This window comes from Salipiger sp. PrR002, from assembly GCF_010500775.1.
GTDB lineage: Bacteria > Pseudomonadota > Alphaproteobacteria > Rhodobacterales > Rhodobacteraceae > Salipiger.
The window spans coordinates 1-10297 of the sequence record NZ_JAAGOU010000056.1; the positions used below are offsets into that span (position 1 = coordinate 1).

Annotated in this window: 12 protein-coding genes and 1 pseudogene; 9 read left to right on the forward strand and 4 right to left on the reverse strand. The window is 63.8% G+C overall.

Annotation, left to right across the window (positions count from 1 at the left end):
- Positions 1–700: pseudogene (locus G0A00_RS25385) on the forward strand (hypothetical protein); the annotation flags it as partial.
- Positions 701–1458: 758 nt separating this feature from the next.
- On the opposite strand, the gene G0A00_RS25390 reads toward G0A00_RS25385, so the two are convergent.
- Positions 1459–1659: a hypothetical protein gene (locus tag G0A00_RS25390; protein WP_164185405.1), complete on the reverse strand. Its 201-nt coding sequence runs from the start codon at positions 1657–1659 to the stop codon at positions 1459–1461.
- Positions 1660–2017: 358 nt separating this feature from the next.
- On the opposite strand from G0A00_RS25390, the gene G0A00_RS25395 reads away from it, so the two are divergent.
- Positions 2018–2665 carry a DUF6064 family protein gene (locus G0A00_RS25395; protein WP_164185403.1) on the forward strand — a complete coding sequence of 216 codons (648 nt, stop codon included), beginning with the start codon at positions 2018–2020 and terminating at the stop codon, positions 2663–2665.
- 12 nt (positions 2666–2677) lie between these two features.
- Here the strand turns inward: G0A00_RS25395 and G0A00_RS25400 are convergent, their stop codons facing one another.
- Together G0A00_RS25400 and G0A00_RS25405 are read right to left on the reverse strand one after the other, a co-directional pair.
- The gene (locus G0A00_RS25400) at positions 2678–3997 is read right to left on the reverse strand and encodes an MFS transporter (RefSeq protein ID WP_164185401.1); all 1320 of its coding nucleotides are present in this window, start codon (positions 3995–3997) and stop codon (positions 2678–2680) included.
- Positions 3998–4004: 7 nt separating this feature from the next.
- Complete coding sequence (locus tag G0A00_RS25405; RefSeq protein ID WP_164185419.1) at positions 4005–4265, reverse strand: metal-sensing transcriptional repressor; 261 nt, start codon at positions 4263–4265, stop codon at positions 4005–4007.
- 103 nt (positions 4266–4368) lie between these two features.
- Here G0A00_RS25405 and G0A00_RS25410 point away from each other — a divergent pair, with 103 nt between their 5' ends.
- The 7 genes from G0A00_RS25410 to G0A00_RS25440 all read left to right on the forward strand — a co-directional run bounded on the left by G0A00_RS25410 (position 4369) and on the right by G0A00_RS25440 (position 9938).
- Positions 4369–4701 carry a hypothetical protein gene (locus G0A00_RS25410; protein WP_164214286.1) on the forward strand — a complete coding sequence of 111 codons (333 nt, stop codon included), beginning with the start codon at positions 4369–4371 and terminating at the stop codon, positions 4699–4701.
- Between the two features lie 58 nt (positions 4702–4759).
- Entirely contained in the window at positions 4760–5482 is a 723-nt protein-coding gene (locus G0A00_RS25415; RefSeq protein WP_164185397.1) for a HupE/UreJ family protein, read from the forward strand.
- Between the two features lie 17 nt (positions 5483–5499).
- Complete coding sequence (locus G0A00_RS25420; protein WP_164185395.1) at positions 5500–6123, forward strand: transmembrane anchor protein; 624 nt, start codon at positions 5500–5502, stop codon at positions 6121–6123.
- A gap of 57 nt (positions 6124–6180) precedes the next feature.
- Positions 6181–6564, forward strand: a complete 384-nt coding sequence (locus G0A00_RS25425; RefSeq protein WP_164185393.1) for a DUF6488 family protein — start codon at positions 6181–6183, stop codon at positions 6562–6564.
- Positions 6565–6634: 70 nt separating this feature from the next.
- A complete protein-coding gene (locus tag G0A00_RS25430) occupies positions 6635–8044 on the forward strand; it encodes a fused MFS/spermidine synthase (RefSeq protein WP_368667748.1) in 1410 nt (469 codons plus the stop codon).
- Between the two features lie 402 nt (positions 8045–8446).
- Positions 8447–8914, forward strand: a complete 468-nt coding sequence (locus G0A00_RS25435; protein ID WP_164185391.1) for a DUF411 domain-containing protein — start codon at positions 8447–8449, stop codon at positions 8912–8914.
- A gap of 367 nt (positions 8915–9281) precedes the next feature.
- Complete coding sequence (locus tag G0A00_RS25440) at positions 9282–9938, forward strand: hypothetical protein (protein ID WP_164185389.1); 657 nt, start codon at positions 9282–9284, stop codon at positions 9936–9938.
- A 100-nt stretch (positions 9939–10038) separates the two neighbouring features.
- Here G0A00_RS25440 and G0A00_RS26455 read toward each other — a convergent pair.
- Positions 10039–10297, reverse strand: a 259-nt coding sequence (locus tag G0A00_RS26455; protein WP_203595516.1) for a hypothetical protein, incomplete at its 5' end; no start/stop codon positions are given.

Consider the following 10297-nt stretch of genomic DNA (forward strand, 5'->3'; position numbering starts at 1 on the left):
CGTCCGGATGCGTGATGACACAGTCGCGGAGGAGACAACGCAGATGCGAGCGACCTGCGAGATCACGGGATTTAGGAATACGCAATGTCTCTCTCCGCTTATCGTTGCGGGAGCCACGCCTTTTTTGCCGCTCCCATCTAGAAAGGAAATGTGTGCGGTGAGCATTGAGTTCCAAGTATCAGGTGGATTGAGAGAGGCAAAGCTGCCTCGACACCCGAACCCACCCCGATATTGCCTCGAGCGCGGACCCTCCTCCGCACAATCGCTCGCAGTCACCGATCCCCTTGCGCCCATGCGGTCCGGCGTTTCGCTAAGCGAACTGCTACGGGACATCATCCGGCTATTCCAGGCAGACCTCGTGGTTCTCGAGGGCGATGACATCCCTCTGTCCGACAGGGCCCTGACCCCTCTTGCCTTCGTGTTCTACGAGCTTTGCACCAACTCGGTGAAATACGGCGCCCTCGGCCAGAAAGACGGCACACTGCAGGCGACGTCCAAGATCGACGGACCCCGTTTCGAAATCACGTGGCAAGAGGGTGGGAGCTTCGGGGCAACACCCAGTGAGGGGGAGGCCGGCTTTGGCTCCCTGATGTGCGAGCGCATGCTTGCGGTACTGCGGGGCACCTTTCATCGAGAGGTCACGCCCGAGCAAATGACTGCCTGGACCCATGTCCTCCTTAGCGCCGCACAGGAGGACTAGTTTGATGAAGGAATGGAGAACCAGCAGCGCACGCCGGTCTCTCAGCCTCCGCCTCGTCCTTTTTGCAAGCTCAGGCGGGTCGTTGAGAAATTTCCCTGGCGGCACTCACCACCAGGGAAGAAGCTGCTCAAATAGAAGACGGCTACACCACTCACGGAAAAAGCCAATCGGAGCGTAGCATATCTCAATCAAGGCGACAAGAAGTTCTCAAAGTGATAAGTTTGGCGCAGCATTCTTCCAATTATTTGATCTAGATGCCACAATTTGAACCCAAGCCGCGTTCCACAAAGGACCAGAAGCTTCGCGCGATACTCGAATTGTGAGATATGCTGCGCGTTCTTGAGATCGACGTGGGCATTGACGGACTGAGGAGAACAGGGCGAGATGTCTTGCTTGCTGCCCACGCCCTGTCCCAGTGCACCGGCAACACCGTGAAATCCGAGGGCCTTCGACGACATCCATTGGTTGGCGCGATCCCTCAACCGACGTTCTACCGGTCCATCCAGACCCTTCTGAGCCTTGGGCTTCTCGAAAGAGCGCCGAACACGAAGGCAAAATCGTAAGTCCTTCGCAGCGGCCTTCTGTCGAAGCGCCCGCTGCGGGGGTGAACTTTCTTCGTTCGCCTCGCCGCAAAGCATGCAGGCGCAGAGCGCAGCATGGGCGGATTTTGGAATGCCGCAGGCCGCCCGATGGTGTGTCTCCCACGCACTGCAAGCTCCGGCCCGGAGCCTCGTTCCGCACCCCGTCTGCGCCAAAAATCATTCTAGCGCCGTCCGAAGCAGGGACGAGGCGTCACTGGCGCAGCACGCATCTTCGCAGAGAGGCGGGTTTTCGCCTTGTATTTCCAGAGCCTTCCCGAAATGTTTGTCGAAACAGTTCCGCGCCTTCACCGCATCAGGCCATTTGCGGTTGCGCCGACGTCCTTCATCGTCCGTGAGAGCCTTCAATGTGGCATCCATGGAGAAACTCCTTCCTGATCCACTTCGAAAGAGCCGATCTCAGATCAGGAAGCCGCGCGGTAGGTGGGGCCAGAACACCGGTTACACCGAACCCAGGCGGCCTAACCTCGAACTGAACGAGCCAGACTCTCCTGACCAGCAGAGCATTCTGGGTCCCAAATTATTTGATGACGGACACGCGCTTGTGAGGGTCAAAGCCATGCGGAAAGCCTGCATCGCCGCATGGCTGCACCGAGCCCTTTCACGCCATTCAGGTCGAAGAAAGTCGAAATTCCTTTTGCGCATGCAGCATTGACCGAGATCCTCCCGCATGGGAGCCTCTTCGGAGGGCGCAGCAGGCTCGCCTGGGAGAAGTGCGATGCCGTTTTCGAGGGAAGAGTTCTTCGCGATCTTCGCCGCCTGGAACACGGCGGCATGGCCCTACTGGCTGCTCGCCTATCCCGCAGGGCTCATCATGCTTGTCCTCTGCCTGCGCGGCACGGGTCGCGCGCCCCGGGTTGTGCTGGCGCTGCTCGGGGTGATGTGGATCGTCTGCGGGGCGGGGTATCAGTGGGCCTATTTCGCGCAGATCAACCCGGCGGCACGGGGCTTTGCCCTGGGCTTCGTCCTCGAGGGAGCCTTGCTGATCGCCTTCGCGATCACGACCGACGTCCGCATCAGCGCGCGGTGTGACCTACGGACCGCCCTGGCGCTTGTCATCATGGTCTATGGGCTCGTCCTCTACCCGCTGGTCGGCTGGGCTTTCGGACACAGCTATCCCGAGATGCCGATTTTCGGCATCGCGCCCTGTCCGACGGTGATCTTCACGCTCGGTGCGCTGATGCTCATGTCGGGCCGGGGCGTTGGCTGCCTTCTGGTGGTCCCGTTCCTTTGGGGCGGAGTCGGCGGCAGCGCGGCGCTACTGCTCGGGGTGCCGCAGGACTACGGGCTGATCGCGGCGACGGTGATCGCGGCCGCTCTCATGCTGTCACGCAGCTTCGGGAGGCGCTCCGCCGACCACGCCTGACCTCCGCGCCGCTCAGAACCGCGTCGCCCAGCGGGGGTGTGCGTCGTCGATCACCAGCGCGTGGCTGTGGTGGTGCCCGTCCCGCAGATGCGGGTGATCGGGCGACAGGTTGTCGTGGCTGTGCGCGACCTCGGTCGGATCGCCCGCCGGCCAGAGCCGCAGGGCGAGCAGGATCCCGGCCCCCGCCAGCAGCGCGAGGACGAGCAGCGCGGGCACCGCGCCGAAGCGGGTCATCAGCCAGCCTGAGAGGGGATAGCACAGCAGCCAGCAGGCGTGGCTCAGGGCGAATTGCGCGGCAAAGAGCGCCGGGCGATCCTCGGGGTGGGCCGAGCGGCGTAGCAGTCGGCCGGAGGGGGTCTGCACTGCGGAATAGCCGAAGCCGACCAGCAGCCACGCCAGCAGCAGCACGCCCCAGTGCAGGCCGGAGGCAAGGATGGCAGTTGCCAGCCCGAGCAGCGTCATCACCATCAGCCCAGCCCCCACAATCATGACCGGGCGGTCCGGCAGGCGGTCGAGCAGTCGCGGCAGCAGCAGCGCCGCGGCCATCGACCCCGCGCCGAAGGCGAACATCGTCCAGGCCAGTGCGCTCTCCGAAAGGCCGAGCGTGCCGCGCACCAACGCCACCGAGTTCACCAGCACCATCGCCCCTGCCGCCGCGACCGCGAGGTTCAGCGCCAGCAGCCCGCGCAGGCGCGGCGTGGCGAGGTAGATGCGGATGCCGCGGGTCGTGCGGTCGTAAATGCCGCGCGGCTCGGAGGCCTTGGGGCTCGGCAGCAGCACCGAGACCACCAGCAGCGCCGAAGCGACGAAGCCTGTGACGGTGCCGAGGAACAGCGTGTTGTAGCTCATCACCGCCAGCAGCAACGCGGCAAGCGTCGGGCTGACGATGTTCTCGAGGTCATAGGCGAGGCGCGAGAGCGAGAGGGCACGGGTGTAGCGCGCCTCCTCGGGCAGCACGTCGGGGATCGTCGCCTGGAACGTGGGGGTGAAGGCGGCCGAGGCCGATTGCAGCAGGAAGATCAGCACGTAGACCTCCCAGACCTCGGTGACGAAGGGTAGCGCCAGCGCACAGGCAGCGCGCACGAGATCGAGCGCCACCAGCAGCGCGCGGCGGTTCACCCGGTCCGCGAAAGCCCCGGCGATGGGCGCGATCCCGACATAGGCCACCATCTTGATAGTGAAGACCGTGCCCAGCACCATGGCCGCGCTGTCGCCGGCGAGATCGTAAGCCAGCAGCCCAAGGGCCACGGTGGCAAGCCCGGTGCCCAAAAGGGCCACCACCTGTGCGAGGAAGAGATGCCGGTAGGTGCGGTCTTTCAGGATGTCCAGCATGGGGACCTCAAAGGAAGCGGGTGATGGCCTTCAGCTCGGCCCGGTCGTGCTCGGAGCCCTCCGCATCGAGGCAATGGTCCACATGATCGTGGATCAGTGCCTGCTTCGCATTGCGGACGGCGCTCTCCACGGCCTGCAGCTGCGTCGCGACATCGAGGCAGGGACGTCCCTCCTCGATCATCGCGATGACCGAGCGCAGATGCCCCTCGGCGCGTTTCAGCCGGGTCACGAGCTTGGGGTGGCTTGCATGGCGATGCGGTTTTGTCATACTCATTTGTTAACCCCCCATGGGGGATAAGACAAGAAGGTCGAAAGTGACCCCGAGCAGGGACGTGATGCAGGCGAGACGACGGATAAGTTGCACGGAATGGGTGCGGGCCAGCCTGGCCGCGCTGCTTTGCCTGTGCTTCGCGATCTGGTCGCTGCAGCCCGTCACCTCCCATGTCCCGAACATCCTGACGGTCCTGCAGGACCATGCCGAGATGATCGAGACCCATGGCCACAGCCACGGGCTCGAGGAAGACATCGCCTGGGCGATGCATGGACACAGCCATGACGTCGCCGACCACGACCACAGCCCGGCCATGCTCATGCGCTCGCCCTCTGTTGAGGTCGATGCGATGGTGGCCGAGGCGGAGGCGCCTGCGCTTCCAAGCTGGGCCGCGGGTCCAGTCTATCTTCACGAAAGGCCTCCGCGCGCTTGATCGCCTGCCGCCCTTGCGGCGGCCCACACCTGATCAATCGCTACAATCGGAGACTACCATGACCGCAGTCCATCGGGACGCGCGCCCTGCCACTTTGCGCAGGCCGCTGCTCCTGACCTGTCTTGCCCTGCTCGCGCTTTGCGCCTCGCAGGCCGCCGCCCACAATGTCACCGCCGGTGACGCGGGCTATATCCAGGAAATCTGGGGGGTGAACCTCATCCCCTTCGCCTATCTCGGGGCCAAGCACATGGTCACGGGATACGACCACATCCTGTTCCTCCTCGGCGTCGTCTTCTTCCTATACCGGATGCAGCACGTCGCTATCTACGTGAGCCTCTTCGCCATTGGCCATTCGACGACCATGCTTCTGGGCGTCTACTTCGGCTGGAACGTCAACGCCTACCTCATCGACGCCATCATCGGCCTGTCGGTGGTTTATAAGGCGCTCGACAACCTCGGCGCCTACCAGCGCTGGTTCGGGTTCCAACCCAATACCAAGCTCGCGACGCTGATCTTCGGCTTCTTCCACGGGCTCGGCCTCGCCACGAAGATCCTCGACTATGACATCGCCTCCGAGGGGCTGGTGCCCAACCTGCTTGCCTTCAACGTCGGCGTCGAGCTCGGGCAGATCCTCGCCTTGTCGGTGATCCTCATCGCCATGGGCTGGTGGCGCCGCCAGACGGGCTTCTGGCGCCATGCCTACACCGCCAACGTCGTCATGATGTCCATGGGCTTCATCCTCATGGGCTACCAGCTCACCGGCCTCTTCGTCGCCGCCTGATTTCAAAGGAGTTTCCAATGTACAATACGCAAAAACCGACCGCCGAAGAGCTGCCGAGCTCGGCACAGCTGCTGAAGTCCACCATCATCGCGGCGGGCGCCGCGGCAGCCATCCTGGTGACCGTGGTGCTTCCGGCCGAATACGGCATCGACCCCACGCGCATCGGCGGGGTGCTTGGCCTCACAGAGATGGGCGAGATCAAGACCCAGCTCGCCGAAGAGCGCGAAATGGACATGCAGATGGACGCCGAGGCCGAAGACCAGTCGAGCCTGATGCAGGACATCCTCGGCCTCTTCGTCGGCAGCGCCCATGCGCAGGAAGCCGAGGCCTGGCGCGACGAGGTCAAATTCACGCTCGAGCCCGGCGAGTCCGCAGAATGGAAAATGGTCATGACCGAAGGGCAGACCGCCTTCTACAGCATGACCGTGACCGGCGGCCGGGTGAACTACGACATGCATGGTCATGGCGGCGGCAACAACGTCACCTATGAGAAGGGCCGCGGCTCGACCGGCTCCGAGGGCAGCTTTGACGCGGCCTTCGACGGCGATCATGGCTGGTTCTGGCGAAACCGCGACAACGCTGACGTCACGGTGACGCTGCAGCTGCGCGGCGAATACCAAGAGCTCAAAGACGAAAGCTGATCGCATCGCGCCGGGGGGCCCACGCTCCCCGGCGTTCGCTTTTCCAGGGACACTCTCATGCTCAAGAATTTCGCAGCGGCGCTGCTCATCTTCACGGCCGCTTCCGGCCAAGGCTGGGCTCACTCCGAGGGCCATGGCATCATTGACGCCAAGATCGCCCGCGTCACCGCCGTCGGCGCGGCGGGCTACTTCACAGTCGAAGACGTCGGCAAACCCTGGGGCCTTCTGCCGACAAGCTGGCGCGGCCTCTCCATCGTGCAGGCCGAGCTCATCGCCGAGGTTGATGGCGATTTCGTCGTGGGGGTGACCAATCCGGAGACGGATGAGCTGCTCTACATTCTCGTCGGATCGGAAGGCAGCGTGCTCGACGCCAACTTCACCGGCAGCTTTCCCTGCGTGTGGGACAAGAAATCCCTTGATAGGGCTGTGAGCGGGGAATGATCCGCTGAACGCAAAGGAACGCACTATTCGGTTCTCCATTACCATTGCCCTCATCCTGCTGCTCTCGGCGGTGGGGCTGACTTATGAAATCGCCGCAGGCCGCGTGCTCGCGCCCTTCTTCGGCACCTCGCTGCTGACCTGGACCAGCGTCATCGCAACCGTCCTTGGAGGCTTCTCGCTCGGCAGCGCTCTGGGGGGCTTCATCGCCGAACGCCCGCGCGCGATGGCGCTCGGCAACGTCCGAAACGCGCTGGTGGCGACGGCGGTGCTCATGGCGGTCTCGCCGACATTGCTCGGGCTGCTGCATGCCTGGGGTGCGCGTGGCACCGGCGGCATGCTGCTGACCGTGATCCTCGTCTTCTTTCCGGCTTCGGTCTTCGTGACACTGCCGTCGCCTCTGCTGGCCAAGCTGGCCATCGAAGCGCGACCGGGCCGCGAGGGCTCGTCGCTGGGGATCGTTCTGGCCGCCGGATCCGTGGGCGCGATCTTCGGTGCCATCCTCGCCGGGTTCGTGACGCTGCCGCTGATCGGATCGACCGCGACCTTCGCTGCCTGCGGCGCGGCGGCGCTACTGTGCTTGCCATTCCTGCGGAGCGGAGCCGCTGACCGGGGGGAGCAGAACAGGGTTGTCTCCTTCTCGGCGGCCGGCTTCGTGGCCTTCGCGGGTCTGGCCGGCGCGCCGGCCTGCGAGTACGAGTCTGGCCTCTCCTGCCTGCACATTGCGAAGAGCGGCCCCGAGGTCCTGCTCGTCTCGGATGGAACCATACAGGCCGCCGAGTGGGCGTCTGCCGCTGAGCCCAAGGCGGCTGCGGGTGAGCTCGTCCTGCCCTATACGCAGTGGCTCTGGAACCGCCTCGATCATGACTTGGGCCCGGCGCCTTCGGTGCTCTTTGTCGGTGGCGGCGGCTACACCCTGCCGACCGAGCTTCTCGCTTCGCGCCCCGAGGCGCGAGCGACCGCCGTCGAGATCGACCCGCTCGTGACCCGGGTCGTGGAAGATAACCTGCCGCGGGCGGGCCGGATGATTGCGCGCACAGGGTACGACGAAGGCACCGAGGCCGCCGGCGGGCGGCTTGGTCTCGTGCATGCGGATGGGCGGGTCTACCTGAACGAGACGGACCGTCGGTTCGATGCCGCGGTGATGGACGCCTTCTCCTCGGGCTCGGTCCCGGCCCACCTCGTGACGCTCGAGACCTTCGAACGTCTGCGCGGCATCGTGGATGGGCCGATCTATGTGAACCTGATCGACAAGCCTGACGGCCCGCTTGCGCGCGGCGTCAATGCGATCCTGCGCGAGCTCTACCCGCATGTGGAGGCGATCCGCGGCCCGATCAGCGATCGAGGCCGAGGGAACGTCCTTCTCGCAGCGTCGCGCACACCGCTGACCGCACTCGACAGTCTGCCGGAAGACTACCAGTACATCCAACTCTCGGATGCCCGCGCCTTCACCGATGATCGCGGCTGGGTCGGGCATCGGTAGGCGCACCCGGGGGCACTCCGGTGGTCAGCCTCCATTGGCGATGGCTGACGGGGTCAAAGGTGATCAGTTCGGACCTACCTTTCCGCAGTCCATCGGGGAGCGCGCGGTTGAGACCGGGCCGGATATATTGCGCTAAGCGCCAAAACGTTTCTGTGCCGCAGCGATGTTCTTGAAGCTGCGCGTTCCGGCCGGCCAGCGCTGCGCCTGCTGCATTGTGCCCATCAGAGAGTTCCAGGGACGCTGAGCTGTGGCGCCAGCATTCGCCCAGCCGGTTCGCTGAACGCGTTGCGCCTGTTGGCCTTCCGTTGCTCAACCGCCTCTGGCATCTTGAGCGAGAAAGACCGAGCCCTCCTTGCCAAGGGCAGCAAGCACGCCTCTGCAAGGACCTGAAAGGAGCCACCGATGACCCTGACACGACGCAGCATGATGAGCGCCCTCGCGAGCTTCACGGTTTCAGTCCCGCTTGGAGTTCGGGCGCAGGCCGCACCGGCGATCCATGTCCTCAAGGACCCGAATTGCGGGTGTTGCACGGGTTGGATCGAAATCCTGCGCCGTGAGGGGTTCACCGTTACCACCGAGGACAGCTTCGGCACGCTTTTGATGCGCCACAAGCTCGACAAGGGCATTCCGCAGGACATGACCTCCTGCCACACCGGCGAGATCGAAGGCTACATGATCGAAGGGCACGTGCCCGCGGCCGACATCCGCAAGCTCCTCGGGGAGCGCCCCGAGGCCATCGGCCTCGCCGTGCCCGGCATGCCGTACGGATCGCCCGGCATGGGCCCCGAAACCGAGCGCGAAGCCTATGACGTCATCCTGATCGGAAAGGATGGGAGCACAGAGGTCTTCACCAGGTACCCGGCCGCCTGAGCAGAGGTCTCTCCTCTGCAGTCCCCGCTCAGTCGTAGCTGGTGTCTAAGCCAAAGCGGCGTTCTGCACCCGTAGCCGAATGTCAAACAGCTCACGTGCTTCCGCGCATCCCTGCTAGTCTTCGGCCAGTGTTGCGGCGCCATAGCCTTCTGCCAGAACCGACCCTTGTCGGGCCTTGGTTGCCCTGACCCCGCAAAACGTCGCGCTCACGATCCTCCTTTTCCAAGCCAAACACGGCGATGCCCGCTTGATCCAGATCATGGACCTTCCAGCGCTGGAATCCTGCATGCTTGGGCTCCCGGCGGATCAATGCCCGGGGAGACATGACATCAGAGCGGCCTTCACTGCGCCGCCGAGGAGAATGAAAATGAAACTCAGCACATTTCCGGCGCTCCTACTCGCATCCACCGTCGCCCTTGCGGGCGCTGTTTGGGCTCACGAAGCGGGTCAGGGATGGGGTGGCCAGGGCATGATGGGCAACCCTTCCGGAGGGTATGGCGGAGGTGGCTATGGTCACGGCCAGGGCATGATGCAGGGGCAGATGCCACAGGGCGGCTATGGACAGGGCATGATGCAGGGTCAAGGCAGCCCGGCTGACATGATGGGCGGACAACGTCCCATGTATCCGCAGCGCTCACCTCAGCAGAATAATGGAAATTTCGGACCCGGGATGATGAATGGCCAGCCCCCGATGTTTCCCGGTTCAAGCTACATGGACCGCGACATGATGAACGAGATGATGCACCCCGGCCAATTTCGAGATGGGCAGGGTTACATGGACTTAGGACAGATGTTCCAAAGCATGGAGAGCAATTTTGCGGACGCAGACTCCGACGGCGATGGCGTGCTTTCAGCAGAAGAGTTCGAACAGCTCCACCTCATCATGGTTCGGCCCGTTCTTAGTGACAGATTCCAGGCTCTCGACGAAGACGGGAGTGGTTCGTTGAGCACGGACGAGATGGCCGCGCCCGGCCATATGATGGACCGCATGCGCCGGTTCTGGGGTGGGAGCCAAGACAACTGACTTCAGGCTGTTTTGCCGCTGAAAAGCTGCTGGCCCAGATAGGTACCTGGGCTGGCTGACGTTGACGCGAGAGGCGACAGATCCTCCCATTTCGGGGAGTTTATGGTTCCGTTGCTTGTACAGTGCGAAGACGGGCGGGCGCCGGTGAAATGCGCGTCTGCCCGCCACGGCGAACGGCGGAACATTCGAGCAGACGGCTCCCGGCCTTCTTGACGAACACCGATGGCATCATTTTCAGAAGGCCTTTCGTGCCGGCGTTGCCTGCGTGTGCCGTAAATTGGCTGCCCACTCCTGCACCCCCCGCATGCAGGTTCACTTTTTCGGGAACCCTCCAGCGCTGGAAGGCCGTTGAGACTGAA

What these genes read in the sequence shown, in the direction of transcription:
- G0A00_RS25390 (WP_164185405.1), bottom strand. Translation starts at nt 1,659, where the DNA reads ATGGATGCCACATTGAAGGCTCTCACGGACGATGAAGGACGTCGGCGC.
- G0A00_RS25395 (WP_164185403.1), top strand. Translation starts at nt 2,018, where the DNA reads ATGCCGTTTTCGAGGGAAGAGTTCTTCGCGATCTTCGCCGCCTGGAAC.
- G0A00_RS25400 (WP_164185401.1), bottom strand. Translation starts at nt 3,997, where the DNA reads ATGCTGGACATCCTGAAAGACCGCACCTACCGGCATCTCTTCCTCGCA.
- G0A00_RS25405 (WP_164185419.1), bottom strand. Translation starts at nt 4,265, where the DNA reads ATGACAAAACCGCATCGCCATGCAAGCCACCCCAAGCTCGTGACCCGG.
- G0A00_RS25415 (WP_164185397.1), top strand. Translation starts at nt 4,760, where the DNA reads ATGACCGCAGTCCATCGGGACGCGCGCCCTGCCACTTTGCGCAGGCCG.
- G0A00_RS25420 (WP_164185395.1), top strand. Translation starts at nt 5,500, where the DNA reads ATGTACAATACGCAAAAACCGACCGCCGAAGAGCTGCCGAGCTCGGCA.
- G0A00_RS25425 (WP_164185393.1), top strand. Translation starts at nt 6,181, where the DNA reads ATGCTCAAGAATTTCGCAGCGGCGCTGCTCATCTTCACGGCCGCTTCC.
- G0A00_RS25435 (WP_164185391.1), top strand. Translation starts at nt 8,447, where the DNA reads ATGACCCTGACACGACGCAGCATGATGAGCGCCCTCGCGAGCTTCACG.
- G0A00_RS25440 (WP_164185389.1), top strand. Translation starts at nt 9,282, where the DNA reads ATGAAACTCAGCACATTTCCGGCGCTCCTACTCGCATCCACCGTCGCC.